Annotated in this window: 15 protein-coding genes and 1 pseudogene; 10 read left to right on the plus strand and 6 right to left on the minus strand. The window is 71.6% G+C overall.

The features are described from left to right. The 5 genes from J5Y05_RS20720 to J5Y05_RS20740 all read right to left on the minus strand — a co-directional run bounded on the left by J5Y05_RS20720 (position 1) and on the right by J5Y05_RS20740 (position 5,557). Positions 1 to 1,008: an LLM class flavin-dependent oxidoreductase gene (locus tag J5Y05_RS20720; RefSeq protein ID WP_210874513.1), complete on the minus strand. Its 1,008-nt coding sequence runs from the start codon at positions 1,006 to 1,008 to the stop codon at positions 1 to 3. Between the two features lie 192 nt (positions 1,009 to 1,200). After that, complete coding sequence (gene hydA / locus J5Y05_RS20725; RefSeq protein WP_210874514.1) at positions 1,201 to 2,634, minus strand: dihydropyrimidinase; 1,434 nt, start codon at positions 2,632 to 2,634, stop codon at positions 1,201 to 1,203. Positions 2,635 to 2,684: 50 nt separating this feature from the next. Further along, complete coding sequence (locus J5Y05_RS20730; RefSeq protein WP_247614965.1) at positions 2,685 to 4,043, minus strand: aminotransferase class III-fold pyridoxal phosphate-dependent enzyme; 1,359 nt, start codon at positions 4,041 to 4,043, stop codon at positions 2,685 to 2,687. Positions 4,044 to 4,100: 57 nt separating this feature from the next. After that, positions 4,101 to 4,664, minus strand: a complete 564-nt coding sequence (locus tag J5Y05_RS20735) for an amino acid synthesis family protein (RefSeq protein ID WP_307854012.1) — start codon at positions 4,662 to 4,664, stop codon at positions 4,101 to 4,103. 257 nt (positions 4,665 to 4,921) lie between these two features. Further along, positions 4,922 to 5,557 carry a TetR/AcrR family transcriptional regulator gene (locus tag J5Y05_RS20740; protein WP_210874515.1) on the minus strand — a complete coding sequence of 212 codons (636 nt, stop codon included), beginning with the start codon at positions 5,555 to 5,557 and terminating at the stop codon, positions 4,922 to 4,924. A 91-nt stretch (positions 5,558 to 5,648) separates the two neighbouring features. Here J5Y05_RS20740 and J5Y05_RS20745 point away from each other — a divergent pair, with 91 nt between their 5' ends. The 3 genes from J5Y05_RS20745 (at position 5,649) to J5Y05_RS20755 (ending at position 9,639) form a co-directional block, all read left to right on the plus strand. Next, entirely contained in the window at positions 5,649 to 7,142 is a 1,494-nt protein-coding gene (locus J5Y05_RS20745; protein WP_210874516.1) for an APC family permease, read from the plus strand. Then, entirely contained in the window at positions 7,142 to 8,242 is a 1,101-nt protein-coding gene (locus tag J5Y05_RS20750) for an alcohol dehydrogenase catalytic domain-containing protein (RefSeq protein ID WP_210874517.1), read from the plus strand. Before J5Y05_RS20745 ends, J5Y05_RS20750 begins: the two co-directional genes overlap by 1 nt. Before the next feature lie 62 nt (positions 8,243 to 8,304). Next, positions 8,305 to 9,639, plus strand: a complete 1,335-nt coding sequence (locus J5Y05_RS20755; RefSeq protein WP_210874518.1) for an NAD-dependent succinate-semialdehyde dehydrogenase — start codon at positions 8,305 to 8,307, stop codon at positions 9,637 to 9,639. An 86-nt stretch (positions 9,640 to 9,725) separates the two neighbouring features. On the opposite strand, the gene J5Y05_RS20760 is transcribed toward J5Y05_RS20755, so the two are convergent. Continuing rightward, positions 9,726 to 10,850, minus strand: coding sequence for an oxidoreductase (locus J5Y05_RS20760; protein ID WP_247614967.1), 1,125 nt, complete (start codon positions 10,848 to 10,850; stop codon positions 9,726 to 9,728). A gap of 122 nt (positions 10,851 to 10,972) precedes the next feature. Between J5Y05_RS20760 and J5Y05_RS20765 the strand changes: the two genes are divergently transcribed. From J5Y05_RS20765 to J5Y05_RS20785, 7 genes and pseudogenes are all read left to right on the plus strand, one after another. Next, a complete protein-coding gene (locus tag J5Y05_RS20765) occupies positions 10,973 to 11,323 on the plus strand; it encodes an ArsR/SmtB family transcription factor (RefSeq protein ID WP_210874519.1) in 351 nt (116 codons plus the stop codon). Between the two features lie 114 nt (positions 11,324 to 11,437). Continuing rightward, the gene (locus tag J5Y05_RS20770; protein WP_210874520.1) at positions 11,438 to 12,271 is read left to right on the plus strand and encodes a helix-turn-helix domain-containing protein; all 834 of its coding nucleotides are present in this window, start codon (positions 11,438 to 11,440) and stop codon (positions 12,269 to 12,271) included. Then, positions 12,268 to 12,474 (plus strand): DUF397 domain-containing protein, encoded by a 207-nt coding sequence (locus J5Y05_RS20775; protein WP_210874521.1) that lies wholly within the window; start codon positions 12,268 to 12,270, stop codon positions 12,472 to 12,474. The genes J5Y05_RS20770 and J5Y05_RS20775 overlap by 4 nt, the downstream gene beginning before the upstream one ends. A 196-nt stretch (positions 12,475 to 12,670) precedes the next feature. Next, positions 12,671 to 12,844 (plus strand): DUF5999 family protein, encoded by a 174-nt coding sequence (locus J5Y05_RS31945; RefSeq protein ID WP_247615069.1) that lies wholly within the window; start codon positions 12,671 to 12,673, stop codon positions 12,842 to 12,844. Further along, positions 12,841 to 12,978, plus strand: a pseudogene (locus J5Y05_RS32645) (hypothetical protein); the annotation flags it as partial. The gene J5Y05_RS31945 and the pseudogene J5Y05_RS32645, both read left to right, overlap by 4 nt. Positions 12,979 to 13,071: 93 nt before the next feature. Then, positions 13,072 to 14,280 (plus strand): helix-turn-helix domain-containing protein, encoded by a 1,209-nt coding sequence (locus tag J5Y05_RS20780; RefSeq protein WP_210874522.1) that lies wholly within the window; start codon positions 13,072 to 13,074, stop codon positions 14,278 to 14,280. Between the two features lie 182 nt (positions 14,281 to 14,462). Further along, entirely contained in the window at positions 14,463 to 14,822 is a 360-nt protein-coding gene (locus J5Y05_RS20785) for a hypothetical protein (RefSeq protein ID WP_210874523.1), read from the plus strand. Positions 14,823 to 14,913 lie beyond the last annotated feature (91 nt).

The raw sequence follows: 14,913 nt of genomic DNA on the forward strand, positions 1-14,913 counted from the left end.
TCAGTCCTTCGCGGCCTGGGCGAGGCGGGTCAGCGTCTGCTCCTTGTCGCCGAGCGTGGAGATGATCGGGCAGCGGACGCCGGCCTCGTGGTACTCCATCAGCTTGTCGAAGACCTGGGCGGTGGTGCCGCAGGCGGTGACGTTCTGCACCAGCTCGTTGGGGACCAGCGGCATCGCCTTCTTGATCGCCTCCGGGGTGGCGGGCCACCCGGCGCGCTCCTGGATGCGGTCGACGAGTTCGCGCTCCACGCCGCAGTGCTCGGCGATGTGCGGCTGCTGGGCGAGGTAGAGGGTGAGGAACGCCTTGCAGGCGTCGATGGCCTCCTGCGGATCGTCGTCGTTGACGCTGCACGCCACGATCTGGGTGAGGTCGATGGAGTCCTTGCCGTCGGTGCGCTTGGCGATGCCCTTGGCGATCGCCTCCTTGGCACCGGTCAGGTACGAGGGCGGCAGCAGGAAGTCCATGTGGACGCCGTCGCTGATCTCACCGGCCAGCTCCAGCATGCGCGGGCCGACGGCGCCGATGTAGATGGGGATGTCGACCGGCTTGTTCTCGCGGTACATGCTGTCGAAGCGCACGTCCTGCATCTGCACGAACTCGCCGTCGAAGGAGACGACCTCGTTGCGGAAGAAGGTCTGGAGCACGGTGATGTACTCGCGCATCGAGGCGATCGGCTTGCGCAGCGGCTGGCCGACCTTGGTGGCCAGCGGCTCCCACCAGGCGCCGATGCCGAGGATGGCGCGGCCGGGGGCGAGTTCGTCCAGGGTCTTGAAGGTGACGGCCATCAGGGCCGCGTTGCGGCTCTTGTTGTTGACGACACCGGTGCCGATCTTGACGTGGTCGGTGCGGCTGGCGATCACGGCGGCGGGGACGATGCCGTCGCGGGCCAGCCGTCCTTCGGCGACCCAGACGGACTCGAAGCCGTTGCGGTCGGCCAGCTCGGCCTGCCAGTAGGTCTGCTCCAGGCTCAGCCGTTCGCCGACGTGGATGCCCAGGGGGAGTTTCATCGAGCCACCGTTTCCGTTCGTGGTGCGTGGCGCGCGTCCCGGGAGGCGCGGAACCGGACCATCAGGTTCCGCACGCGGGGCACACGCGGTGGGCGTACCCGTCGAAGCAGGGGGGTCTCCGTACGGGGTGGAATCTCGGTGTGGGGGGATGTCGGTGCGGGAGATCGGTGCGGGGGAGGCGGGGGCGGACCCTCAGTACGGGTTGTCGGTGCGGGTGGACGCGCCGCGGGTGAGGAAGCGTCCCCGGCCGGCGGCCCCCTCGAAGGACCCGTCGGGCCCCACGAGCTGCTCGCCCCGCGAGAAGACGCGGACCGGGCGGCCGGTCACCCGCATCCCCTCGTAGAGGTTGTAGTCGGTGCGCATGTGGCTGCCGGCCGCGGTGATCACGTGGTCGGCGGCCGGGTCCCACACCAGCAGGTCGGCGTCGGCGCCCACGGCGACGGCGCCCTTGTGCGGGAACATCCCGAAGAGCTTGGCCGGCTGGGTGGCGACCAGCTCCACGAACCGGCAGGCGTCGAAGCGGCCCGCGGCGACCCCGGTCTCCCAGAGCACCATGAGGCGGTCCTCGATCCCCGGGACCCCGTTGGGGACCTTCGGGAAGTACCCGGGGCTGCGCAGCTTCTGCGGCGGCAGGTCCTCGGGCTGGTGCAGGCAGAACCCGGCGTGGTCGGTGGCGACCGTGGACAGCGCGCCGGTGACCAGGGAGCGCCACAGCCCGGCCTGGTTGCCGCGCTCCCGGATCGGGGGCGAGCAGAGGTAGGCGGCGGCCTTCTCGCCCAGCTCGGCGTAGTCCTCGTAGGCGACGGCCAGGTACTGGGGGCAGGTCTCGCCCCACACCCGGGCCCCGGCGGCCCTGGCCCGGCCGATCTCGTCGGCCGCGGCGGCGCTGGAGACGTGCACGACGTAGAGCGGGGTGCCGACGGACTCGGCGAGCACCACCGCGCGGTGCACGGCCTCCGCCTCGGCCTCGTGACCGTGGGCGGTGGCGTGGAAGACCTCGGCGCTGCGGCCGTCGGCCAGCAGCCGCCGGGTCTCCCGGTCGATCATGTGGCCGTTCTCGGCGTGCACCATGGGCAGCACGCCGAGGCTGCGGGCGAGGTCGAAGCCCTCCAGGAGCTCCCCGTCGTCGACCATCTGCGTGCCGGGGTAGGCCATGAAGAACTTCCAGCTCGTGGCGCCCTCCCCGGCCAGTTCGCGCAGGTCGTCGAGGACGTCGGGCTGCTGTGCGCGCGGCGGGACGATCGCGTGCAGGCCGAAGTCGACCACCGCCTTGGCCGCCGCGGTGTCGCGCCGGGCCCGGTAGGTGTCGCGCAGGCCGCGGTCCGGCTCCTTCTTCACGAAGTCGAGGACCGTGGTGGTCCCGCCGTGGGCGGCGGCCACCGTACCGCTGTGGAAGTCGTCGGCGGTCCGGGTGGTGAAACCGTCGATCGGGTATTCGAGGTGGGTGTGGGCGTCGATGCCGCCGGGCATGACGAGCATGCCCTCCGCGTCGACCACCCGGTCGGCGGCCCACTCCTCCGTACCCGTGCCGAGCGCGGCGACGACCCCGTCACGGATCAGTACGTCGGCCCGGACGGCGGCGTCGGCGTTGACCACCGTGCCGCCTCTGATCAGCGTGGAACCCATGGTGCCTTCCCTTTCCCGGAGTGCGTCCGGCCGCACCTCACCGCTGCGCCTCACCCTACGTAGTGCTCGTCGGCCAGGCCCAGGACCTCGTCGAGCACGTCGAGGGCGAGATCGATCTCGGAGTCGGTGATGACGAGCGGCGGGGTGAGCCGGAGCACGTTGAAGTTGGCGGTGAGGTAGAGGCCGCGGGCCATCGCCGCCTTGACCAGCTTGCCGACCGGGGCGGCGGCCGGGCCCTTGGCGTTGAAGGGGACCAGGGGTTCGCGGGTGGCCCGGTCCTTCACCAGCTCGACGCCGTGGAAGAGGCCCCGGCCGCGGATCTCGCCGATGCTGGGGTGCTTCTCGGCGAGCCTGGCCAGTCCGGCGCCGAGGTGTTCGCCGCGGGCCCGCGCGTTCTCCACGATGTTCTCCTCCTGCATGATCCGCAGGGAGGCGACGCCCGAGGCGCAGGCGAGGGGGTGCCCGGCGTAGGTGAGCCCGCCCCAGAACATGTGGTCCCGGAGCCAGTCGGCGATGCGGGAGGAGACGGTCATCGCGCCGAGCGGGACGTACCCCGAGTTGAGGCCCTTGGCGGTGGTCAGGATGTCGGGGGTGACGTCCCAGTGGTTGCAGGCGAACCACTCGCCGGTGCGGCCGAAGCCGGCCATCACCTCGTCGAAGATCAGCATGATGCCGTACCGGTCGCAGACCTCGCGCAGCGAGCGCAGATAGCCCTCGGGCGGGTAGATCAGCCCGTTGGTGCCGGTGACCGGCTCGATGATCACCGCCGCGACGGTCTCCGGGTTCTCGTACTGGAGGATCTCCTCCAGGTGCGGGCCGCCGGAGCAGACGGGGCAGGGGTCGGGGTGCCCGGCCGGGCAGCGGTAGGTGTACGGGTCGAGCATCCGCACCACGCCGGGCATGCCGCCCGGCTCGGCCGACCAGCGGCGCGGGTCGCCGGTCAGGGACATCGCCCCGTTGGTGGCGCCGTGGTAGGAGCGGTAGCGGGCGATCACCTTGTGGCGGCCGGTCACGTGGCGGGCGAGGCGGATCGCGTTCTCGTTGGCGGCGGCCCCTCCGGTGGTGAAGAAGCTCATCTTCAGGTCGCCGGGGGTGAGGTCGGCCAGCATCTCGGCCAGCTCGGCGCGGGAGCGCTCGGCGAAGCCGGGGCCGATGTAGCACAGCCGGCCCGCCTGCTCCTGGATCGCCTCGACCAGCTTGGGGTGCTGGTGGCCCAGGTTGAGGTTGACGAGCTGGGACTGGAAGTCGAGGTAGCGGTTGCCCTCGTAGTCCCAGAACCAGGACCCGGAGCCACCGGCCACCGGGATCGGATCGAGTGCTCCCTGGACGGACCAGGAGTGGATGACGTACTCGGTGTCGGCTTGCTTGACGCGCTGCCCGGTCCACGCGTCGGTCTCGGTGATGGTCAACGGACGGCCCTCCTCGTCGTTGTCGGCTGCTGCGTACGGGGGTGGGATGCTCGTCCGCTACGAAGTCCGGGTCTCGGCGCCGAAGGTGGCGAGCCGGGCCAGCGGGCGTCCGGCGTTCGCGGCGGCGCAGACGACGAGGATCTCGCGGGGCCGGGGCACGTCGGCGATCTGGAGCGTCACCGTCTGGTGGTGCGACCGGGTCTTCGCGTCCTTCTTGTGCTTGAGCGGGATGTCGATCGGGCTGCCGGGCAGGCCGACCTTCTCGGCGGCGGGCAGCAGTTCGGTGCCGTCGGCGGCGCCGCGGAAGACGTTGCCGAAGCGCAGGTTGTGGATGAGGGCGGAGCCGTGCTCGACCTCGCCCTCGATCCCGACCAGCGCGGCCTTGCCGAACGCCTCGACCTCGCCGCCGAGCAGTTCCACACAGGCGGGTCCGACCAGTTCACCGATCTCCTCGCCCAGTTCGTCGGCGAGGGTCACGAGGTCCTGGACGTACTCGCGGGGGTACGGGTTCTCGATGACGGCCCCGACGAACGCGACCCGGTGCACCGGCTCCACCGCCCGGCCGTTCTCCAGCCTCGTCTCATCGAGCTGCTTGATGATCTTGCGGACCCGAATGCGCACGGCTCTCCTCCAGGGATCAGGCTCGCTGGTTCATTTAGCGAACCGTTGGTTCATATAGTCCTGAAGGGGCTCCTGAGGTGTCAAGGGGTCTGCGGGGAGAGGTCCGGTATCGCCCGGACGGCCTCGGGCCGGCGCCGCCCCCGGCGGGACACCGCCCCCACACGAATCGGGGCTCCGTGCGGGTGTCCGACCCGCGCCGGAGCCCCTGGGTCACCCGGGTCGGCGGCGCGGCCGGCCCGGGGTCTGAGATCTGCCTTTCAGCCCGCCGCCGACGCGTCCAACGCCCCCGGCGCCAGGCCCAGTTCGGCTTCCGCGAAGGTGCGGACCATGTCGCCCGTCGCCGCCGCGCGGTGGTCGGTGCTGGTGTTGATGTACGCGGTGGTCCCGTCGATCGCCACGAGAATCCGCACCGCCGCCACCCACGGGTCGGCGCAGCGGAAGTCCCCCGCCGCGACCCCGGCGGCGACCACCCGCTCGATGCGCCGGCACCACAGCAGTTCCTGCTCCACCACGTGTTCGCGCAGCACCGGACGGTAACGGGACAGGTGCCGCGCGTTCAGCCACAGCCGGCTGACGTTGTCGAACTCGGTGCTGGAGATCAGGCCGAAGAAGCTCCGCAGCGTGCCCGGCGGGTCCGCCGCGTCCGCCTCCGGCAGCAGCGCGTCCAGCTCCGTCATCGTGGCGCTGGTGAAGCCCTCGGCCACGAGTTTGTCCGCCGCCGGGAAGTAGTGGCCGACGAGACCCGCCTGGACCCCCAGCTCGTCGGCGACCCGGCGCAGGGTCACGCACTCCAGCCCCTCCGTGAGGCCCACCCGCGCGGCGGTGGTGACGATCTCGTTGCGGCGCTCGGCCGGCGCCTTGCGCACTCGTTTGCCCGGACCCCTTGACGTCATGGGACGGATGCTATTGAGTATGCGACCAATTAAGCAATTGGTCACCCGGCCAATAACGCCCTCCGGCACGCACCATGGTCAGGAGACGCATGTGAACGACACCCGCACCGACGCCGGTGACCTCGCCGAATACGGCTACCAGCAGGAACTCAGGCGCACCCTGTCCGCCTGGGCCGTCTTCGCGATCGGCTTCGCCACCATCTCCCCCGTCGTCGGCATCTACGCCGTCGTCCAGCTCGGCTTCGTCTTCGCGGGTCCCGCCTGGATCTGGGCGGTCGTCGTCGCCTTCCTCGGCCAGCTCCTGGTGGCCACCGTCTACGCCGAGCTGTCCTCCCAGTTCCCGATGACCGGCGGCGTCTACCAGTGGGTGCGCCGGCTCGGCGGCCCCCGGCTGGGCTGGCTGACGGGCTGGCTCTACCTCGCCTCGGCCGTCGCCTCCCTGACCACGGTCGCCTACCTCGGCGCCGTCTGGCTGTACATGCTCGTCGCCGACGGCACCCCGTCCCCGCTCACCCACGTCCTGCTCGGCGTGGTCTTCGTCGCCGTCGCGCTCGGCATCAACCTCCTCGGCGTCAACCCGGTCAAGCACTTCCTCAACGCGGGCATCGTCGCCGAGGGCGTCGCCTCCATCGCGGTCAGCCTGATCCTGCTGCTCTTCGCCCGCCACAACGGCTTCGGCATCCTCTTCGAGACCCTCGGGGCCGAGGGCGCCTCCCAGGGATCGGTACTGGCCGGCTTCCTGACCTGCCTCGCCGTCGCCGGCTGGGCCTTCCTCGGCTTCGACGCCACCACCCAGGTCGCCGAGGAGACCGAACAGCCCCGGCGCAGCGTCCCTCGGGCCCTGCTGCGCGCCTACCTGTTCGTCGCCTTCACCGTGCTGCTCACCGGCCTCGCCGTGACCATGGCACTGGCCAAGCCCCGGGACGCCGTCGCCGGCACCCTGGCCGACCCCGTCTTCACCGCAGTCACCGAGGGGCTCGGCGCCTGGAGCGAGAAGCCCTTCATCCTCGTCGTCCTGATCGCGTTCTTCGCCTGCGCCATCTCGATCCAGACCTACATCGGGCGGGCCGTCTTCGCCTTCGCCCGCGACCGGCAACTGCCCTTCTCCACCACCCTGGCCACCATCGGCCCCCGGCAGATCCCCTACGTCTCGCTCATCGCGACGGCCGTCCTCGCCGCACTCGGGCTCCTGCTGGGGCTGAACGGCAACGCCGCCGCGACCCTGATCGCCTTCGGCTCCGGCGGCTTCTACTTCATCTTCCTCACCGTCGCCCTGGTCGCGCTCCTCGCCCGGCTCAGCGGCCGGTGGAACCCCGCCGCCGGACAACTGCGGCTCGGCCGCACCGGCCTGATCGTCAACGTGGCCGCCGTGGTGTGGCTGCTCTTCGAGGCCGTCAACATCGCCTGGCCGCGCACCGAACTCGCCCCGGTCGGCGGCAGTTGGGTCCAGACCTGGGCCGTGATCCTGGTCTTCTCCGTGCTCTTCGTCCTCGGCGCCGCCTACGTCGTCTTCGCCAAGCCCCACACCCGGCTCCCGCAGGCCGCGGGACCGCACCCGAACGCAGAAGAGGTGGAGGCGTCCTGATGCCGTCGCAACTCTCCCCCGCCGTCGTCTACGACCCCACGGGCGGGCTCGGCTCCCGCGAGGTGGCGGCACGGGCCCCCGGGCCGGGCGAGGTCGAGATCGACGTACGGGCCGCCGGCGTCTGCCACTCCGACCTGCACATCGTCACCGGCGACTGGCCCACCGACCGCCCCCTCGTCCTCGGCCACGAGGCGGCCGGCGTGGTCACCGCCACCGGCTCCGGCGTCGCCTCCGTACGCCCCGGCGATCACGTCGTCCTCTCCTGGTTCGCCCCCTGCCGGCGCTGCCGCAAGTGCGTGGCCGGCCAGGCGTGGCTGTGCACCGGCACCCAGGCCGTCGCCAACACCCTGCCCGACGGCACCACCCCCTTCACCGGCGCCGACGGCGAGCCGCTCTGGCCCTACCTGGGCCTGGGCGCCTTCACCCGCCGCCTGGTCGTCCCCGAGAGCGCGGCGGTCAAGGTCCCGGCCGAGCTGCCGTTCGGCATCGGCGCGCTGCTCGGCTGCTCCATCACCACCGGCGTCGGCGCGGTCGTGAACACCGCCCAGGTCCGCCCCGGCGAGTCCGCGGTCGTCGTCGGCACCGGCGGGGTCGGGCTCAGCGTGGTCATGGGGCTGCGCCTGGCCGGCGCCGACCCCATCGTCGCCGTCGACCTCTCCGCCGAACGCCTCGCCGTGGCACGCCGGTTCGGCGCCACCCACACCCTCGACGGCGCCGGTACGGACGTGGCGGCCTGGTGCCAGGAGCACCTGGGCGGCGTCGACTACGCCTTCGAGGCGATCGGCAGCCCCCGGGTCGTCGAGACACTGCCCGCCATGCTGACCTCCGGCGGCGCCGCCGTGCTGGTCGGCATGGCCGCCACCGACGCGACCGGCTCCTTCAACCTGTTCGACCTCGCCGACCAGGGCAAACGCATCCTCGGCTGCAACTACGGCTCCAGCATCGGCGAGCGGGACATCCCCCGCCTGGCCCGCCTCTACCTCGCCGGACGGCTCCCGCTGGACGACCTGATCGGCCGGACCCGGCCCCTTTCCGAGGCGGCGGCGGCCTTCGACGACCTCCGCTCCCACACCGGGGTCCGTACCATCCTGGAACCCTGAGCCGGTCCGCGCCCGCCACCGACCCCCCACCCCCGGGCCGCCGAACACCTTACGGAGATCCCATGTACGCCGTCACCGACCCCGCCACCGGCGAAGTCGCCGAGACCTACCCGACCGCCACCGACGCCGAGGTCGCCGCGGCCGTCACCGCCGCCCACGCGGCCACGGAATGGGGCCGCACCGGCACCGTCGCCGAGCGCGCCGCCCTGCTGCGCCGCCTCGGCGACCTGCACACCGAGCACCGCGGCGAACTGGCCGCGGGCATCGTCCGCGAGATGGGCAAGCCCCTGGCGGAGGCGGAGGGCGAGGTCGGCTTCTGCGCCGACATCTACCACTACTACGCCGACCACGCCGGGGAGTTCCTCGCCGACGAGCCGCTCGACGTGACCTCCGGCCCCGGCGGCGCCGTCATCCGGCGCGGCCCCGTCGGCGCGCTGCTCGGCATCATGCCGTGGAACTTCCCCGCCTACCAGGTCGCCCGCTTCGCCGCCCCGAACCTGGCACTCGGCAACACGATCGTCCTCAAGCACGCCCCCCAGTGCCCGGCCACCGCCGCCCTGCTGGAGCGGCTCTTCGCCGAGGCCGGCTTCCCGCACGGCGCCTACGTCAACGTGTACGCCACCAACGAGCAGGTCGCGCAGGTCATCGCCGACCCCAGGGTGCGGGGCGTCTCGCTCACCGGCTCGGAGCGGGCCGGCGCCGCCGTCGCCGAGATCGCCGGCCGGCACCTGAAGAAGGTCGTCCTCGAACTGGGCGGCTCCGACCCGTTCCTCGTCCTCTCCACCGACGACCTGGACGCGGTCGTCGACGCCGCGGTCGCCGCCCGCCTCGACAACACCGGGCAGGCGTGCAACGCGGCCAAGCGGTTCGTCGTCGTCCAGGAGCTGTACGAGGCGTTCGTCGAGCGGTTCACGGCCAGGCTCCTGGCGAGCGCCACGGACGCCCCGCTCTCCTCCGTGGCCGCCGCCGAGCGGCTCGCCCACCAGGTGGACGAGGCCGTGGCCCAGGGCGCCACCCTGCACAGCAGCGGCGAACGGCGCGGGGCGTACTTCCCGGCCGGGGTCCTCACCGGCCTCGCCCCGGACCACCCCGCCGCCCGCGAGGAACTCTTCGGCCCCGTCGCCCTGGTCTTCCCGGCCGCCGACGAGGACGAGGCCGTCCGCATCGCCAACGACACCCCGTACGGCCTGGGTTCGTACGTCTTCACCACCGACCCCGCCCAGGCCGCGCGGGTCGCCGACCGCATCGAGGCGGGCATGGTCTTCGTCAACGGCGTCGGCGCGGAGGGCGCGGAGCTGCCCTTCGGCGGGATCAAGCGCTCCGGCTTCGGCCGCGAGCTGGGCCGGCCCGGCATCGAGGAGTTCGTCAACAAGAAGCTGATCCGCACGGTGGCCTGACGGCACCCGTCACGCGGGCCTGCCCCCGGACGGGGGCGGGCCCGGCTGTGTTCACAGGGTTCACCGGGTTCACCGGGTTCACCGGGTCACCGGGTCAGTTCCCACTCCTTGATGTCGGCGAGCGGTGCGAGGGTGTCGGGGCGCGGCTCGCTCGCGTGCTCCAGGCCCTCGCGCACCCGGTGCGGCCAGTCCCACTGGGCGAGCGCGCCCTTGCCGAGCGCGACGACGTCGGCGGCGCCGGACTCCAGCACGGTCCGGGCGTCCCGGGGGTCCTCCAGCCCGCCGTTGGCGATCACCGGCAGCCCGCCGAACTTCTTGGCGAGCCGGGCCAGCGTCTCCGTACCGGTGGGGAAGGCCGGGTCGAGCGCCCGGTACTCGGTGGTGTGCAGGAAGTGCGCGCCGGTACGGGCCAGGGTGGTGAAGACGGCCTCGGCATCGTCGGCGCCGCCGGCCCAGCGGTGGTGGAAGTCGCTGACCTTGGACTGGGAGACGCGGATGCCGACCGCGATCTCGGAGCCCACGGCCTGGAGCACCTCGTCGACGACCTCGGCCGCCAGCCGCACGCGGTTCTCGACGCCGCCGCCGTACCCGTCCTCACGCCGGTTGAGGTAGTCGGTGAGGAACTGGTCGAGCAGGTAGCCGTTGGCGCCGTGCACCTCCACCCCGTCGAAGCCCGCGTCGGCCGCCCGGCGGGCCGCGTCCGCGAAGCCCCGGCGCACCTGCGCGATCTCGCGGGCGTCCAGCGCCCTCGGCGTGCGGTAGGGGCCGCTGCCCCGGTAGAAGGGGAGCTGCTCACCGCGCGGCGCGACGGCGGAGGGGCCGACACTCTCCTCACGGAAGCGGTTGCCCTGGGCCTGCGCGCCCGCGTGCATGAGCTGCGCGAATATCGCCCCGCCCGCGCCGTGCACGGCCTCCACCACCGGCCGCCACGCCTCGCCCTGGGCGGCCGTCGCAAGCCCCGGCTGGTGGAGGTACCCCTGGCTGTGCTCGGTGTCGGTGTACACGCCCTCGGTGATGACGAGGCCGAAGCCGCCACGGGCGAAGCCTTCGTAGTAGCGCGCGTTGCGCTCGGTGACCAGCCCGTCCTCGGTGGCGCTGACCCGCGTCATGGGGGCCAGCGCGGTGCGGTTGCCCAGGCGGACACCGCCGAGGACGAAGGGCGAGAACAGCGGGTCGTCGGTCGCGCCGTGCTGCGGGGTGGGGTCGGTCAAGGGGTCTCTCCGTTACGCCGTGGCCGTCTGCGATCTGCGATCTGCGACAGGACCATTGTCGGAATTTTCTCGTACTACGAGATTCAACGTACCATTGCCACCGTCCGACGTAGACTTCTCCTGTGTCCACCCGTGCCAGACGTGCCCCCGCCAAGAAGGCCCTGCCCCACCCCGACCTGCGCGAGGTCCCGGTGAGCCTGGTCCTGCGGGCCCTCGGCGAACCGCTGCGGCTGGGCATCGTGCGCTCCCTCGCCCAGTCCGAACACCCCATGAACTGCAGCTCGTTCGGGCTTTCTGTCTCCAAGTCGACCTCGACGTACCACTTCAAGGTGTTGCGGGAGAGCGGCGTCATCTCCCAGTTCGAGGAAGGCACCTCGCGCTACAGCGAGTTGCGGGACACGGAGCTGGAGCAGCGCTTCCCCGGCCTGCTGACCGCGATCCTCGCCGCCACGGAGGACCCCGCCGGGGGGTGACCCCGCGCCGTCTGTCCGCCTTCCGCCCGGTTCCGTCCGGGCCCGCCCGGGGTGACCCGCCCCGGCCGTCCGGCGTTGGTCCGGGGACGGGCGCGCTGCGGAAGGACGACGGGCATGAGCGGGTGGGAGACGGGACCGGACGACGAGGAGACCGGCGCCATGATGCGCGCGGTCGTACGCCAACTGAAGCTGTGGCGCGAGGCGGCCGGCCTCACCCAGGCGGAGTTCGGCACGGCGATCGGTTACGGCGAGGAACTGGTCTCGTCGGTGGAACGCGGCCGGAGAATCCCCCGGCCCGAATACCTCGACGCGGCGGACGAGGCCCTGCGAGCGGGCGGCAAGATCGCCGCCCTCAAACACGACGTGGCGGAGGTCCGGTACCCGAAGAAGGTACGCGGCCTGAAGAGGCTGGAAGCGGAGGCCGTCGAGCTGGGGGCCTACAACAACTCCGTCGTCCACGGCCTGTTGCAGACCACGGAGTACGCGCGGGCGGTGTTCGGCTCTCGGCGGCCCCCTTTCACGACGGACGAACTCGAAGAGCGGCTGTCGGCCCGAGTGTCACGTCAGGAGATCATCAGCGAGGCAACGGCTCGGCCCCTCTTCAGTTTTGTCCAGTGTGAGTCGACGCTCCGTCGGCCCATCGGGGGCAGGATGGTCCTGCGTGGGCAACTCGAACGGCTGTTGCAGGTCGCCAGGTTGCCCAACGTCGACCTCCAGGTGCTGCCACTGAGCCATGAGGAGAACTCGGGTCTGGCCGGGTCGTTCAGACTCCTCAGGCTCAAGGACGGCACCACGGTCGGACACGTCGAAGTGCAGCACATCAGCCGCGTGATCGCCGATCCGAGGGAAGTGCAGCTCCTCGACATGCGTTATGGAACCATCCGGGCGCAGGCTCTCAACCCACGGGAGTCGATGGCCCTCATCGAGAAAGTGCTTGGAGAGACATGACCCTCAAGCCCTATGCCGGAGCCCGTCCCGACTTCGCGTGGATAAGGAGCAGTTACAGCACAGACGAGGGCCCCGACTGCGTCGAGATGGCCACCGTGCCCGGCCAGGTCCTCGTCCGCGACTCCAAGAACCCCCACGGCCCCCGCCTCACCCTCACCCCCACCACCTGGACAGCCTTCCTGCCGTACGCGTCCGCGCGTTGACGAAGCCGACACACACGGCCCGTACCCGACTCCCCGGGTACGGGCCGCCGCGAGTTCACCGAGGGCCGGACCTTCCGAGCGGTTGGCCGCCTGGAAGAGAAGTTCGACCGTTCCTGGACGAGGCGCCGAACATCGCGCCCATCCCCAGCCTGCGTCAGCGCGTCGCAGTAGCGGTGAGGTCGGCAACCTCGACGCACTGGCCCTCGCTGCCCCCGCCGACCGGGAGGCCGCGCGTCCCAAGGCGCACCACCCGGAGCAGGGCTGGAGCCTCCTGTACAACGGGGTCATCCTCTTCGAGGACACCGGCGAGCTGCTGCCGGACGGACGGGTCATCGAGCCCCACCGTCCCGTCGCCGGTATCGCGGCATGAGCCGGACGCAGGCCCGGACCCCCCTTCGTGCCCGACATCACCGCCCGCGAAGAGGAAGAACCCGTCTCGGTGGCGATGCACGGAAGAGGTACGGCGCCGACGCCTCGATCCGCGCCCTCGCGGACGAATCGGGACGTTCGTACGGGAAGAGCGGGGCCGCTTTCGCGCGTCCAGGCCAGGCCGCGGCAGTACCGTGGAGGGACGCATACCTTCTGGCGGGGGTACTCATGAACACCAGCCTCGGTGACCGCATCGGCAGCCTGCGCGAGTTCCGTGACCTCACGCAGGAGCAACTCGCCGACCGGGCCGGCGTCCACGTCGACACCATCCGCAAGCTGGAGCAGGGGCAGCGCCAGTCCGCGCGTCTCACCACGCTGCGTGCCCTCGCGCGGGCGCTCGATGTACAGCTTGAGCGACTGGTGGGACAGGTCACTGTGACCCGGCAACTCACCGACGACGGCGGCGGTCTGATCGCCCTGCGGGACGCCATCCAGGACATCAGCACGCTCCCCGGCGTCCTGGCCGGGGACAACCTGGAGGACCCGCCCACGGAAGACGCGTGGGTCGACGACGTCCGGGACGCGACCTCGAAATACTGGCACGGCCACTACTCCGAGCTTGCGGGGACGCTGCCACTGCTCCTGCGGGACGGGCTCGCGGCCGTCCGCGAGGGCCCGACCGAGCGCGTGTGGCGGCAACTCGCGCTCGTCTACCAGCTCGCGGCGTGCCTGGCCACGCAGGCGGGACACCTCGACTGGGCGTACACAGCCGTCGAGAAGCAACTCGCCGCGGCGGCACGGGCGTCGGACCCGCTCCTGGAGGGCATGGCGGTCAGCACGCTCTCGTGGGTGCTTCTGCGGCAGGGCCGGTGGGAGCAGGCCCAGGACATCGCCGTCCGCAAGGCCGAGTCCTTGGAGCCGTCCTTCCTGAAGTCGCCGCCCGCTCAGCTCGCCGTCTACGGCAACCTGCTCGTGGCCGCGGCCACCCCCGCCGCCCGCCGGAACAACCACGACGACGCCCAGCAGTTCCTCAGCGCGGCGGAGGCCGCAGCCGTCCGCTCCGGGAAGGTGCGGGCCTACGGGACAGCGTTCAGCGTGGTCGACGTCCGCACCCAGAAGGTCAACATCTCGCTGGCGGGGAGTGAACCACGGCCGGGCGCCGCGCTCGGCTTCGCCGACGACGTGAACGTGGAGGCGATCTCCCGGCCCGTGCACTCCGCCGCGTACCGGCTGGACCTCGCGCAGGCGCAGTACCAGACCGGCGACAGCGACAGCGCCCTCACGACGTTGCTGGAAGTCGAGGAAGACCAGCCCGAATGGATGCGGTTCCAGGCTCTGGCCATGTCCACGGTGCGGGAGATGCTGGAGGGGGAGCGGCGGCGGTCCGCCCCTCTCCGCTCCCTGGCCGCGCGGCTCGGCATGGAGCCCGTCTGGTGATCAGGTAGGACAACACGCCCTGGATGGCCGGGATTTGACGGCGTGACTGGTGGCTTACGCCACTGGGCTGTGATGGCACATGTGCGTAGCGTCATCATCACAAGGTCGGCGTCGGCCCTGTACCCCCGACAGAGCGTCGGGCCGGCGCCGCCACGCCCACACCCACAGCCCAGGGAGTGCCCGTGAGCACGCCGTCGAGCATCAGCCCCTCCGCCTACACCGCTGAGACGCTCGCACTGCTGGTTCTGTCCGACCTTGCCACCGGCCGTCTGACCAAGGAACAGATCCGAGGCGCCGATTGCGTCTGGTGCGAGACCCCTCTCTCCATCGAGACCGCGATCGACTTCGGCGCACGCTCGGGAACCTTCGCCGGGGCCGTCACCGCCTGGTACCCCCGCGGCTGCCTCGCCTGCGTCCGCAAGGCGGCACTCACGGCATACACCGCACACCCTGAGACGTGCGAGCAGTGCGTCGACGACCCGAGCGTCTGCGACACCGGCCGGGCCCTGCGCCACCTCGAGCTGAAGAACCCGCAGCTCTGAGGGGCGGCACCTTCTCATACCCCCGCCCCAGGCCCCCACCATGGACAGGTCGAGCCTGGGGCGGGCCGCCATGTCCCATTCCTTCGAATCC

This window comes from Streptomyces tagetis, assembly GCF_018069565.1.
Classification (GTDB): Bacteria; Actinomycetota; Actinomycetes; order Streptomycetales; family Streptomycetaceae; genus Streptomyces; species Streptomyces tagetis.

Excerpts from the sequence above, each read along its gene's own strand:
- J5Y05_RS20720 (WP_210874513.1), bottom strand. The coding sequence starts at position 1,008 with ATGAAACTCCCCCTGGGCATCCACGTCGGCGAACGGCTGAGCCTGGAG.
- hydA (WP_210874514.1), bottom strand. The coding sequence starts at position 2,634 with ATGGGTTCCACGCTGATCAGAGGCGGCACGGTGGTCAACGCCGACGCC.
- J5Y05_RS20740 (WP_210874515.1), bottom strand. The coding sequence starts at position 5,557 with ATGACGTCAAGGGGTCCGGGCAAACGAGTGCGCAAGGCGCCGGCCGAG.
- J5Y05_RS20750 (WP_210874517.1), top strand. The coding sequence starts at position 7,142 with ATGCCGTCGCAACTCTCCCCCGCCGTCGTCTACGACCCCACGGGCGGG.
- J5Y05_RS20755 (WP_210874518.1), top strand. The coding sequence starts at position 8,305 with ATGTACGCCGTCACCGACCCCGCCACCGGCGAAGTCGCCGAGACCTAC.
- J5Y05_RS20770 (WP_210874520.1), top strand. The coding sequence starts at position 11,438 with ATGAGCGGGTGGGAGACGGGACCGGACGACGAGGAGACCGGCGCCATG.
- J5Y05_RS20775 (WP_210874521.1), top strand. The coding sequence starts at position 12,268 with ATGACCCTCAAGCCCTATGCCGGAGCCCGTCCCGACTTCGCGTGGATA.
- J5Y05_RS20780 (WP_210874522.1), top strand. The coding sequence starts at position 13,072 with ATGAACACCAGCCTCGGTGACCGCATCGGCAGCCTGCGCGAGTTCCGT.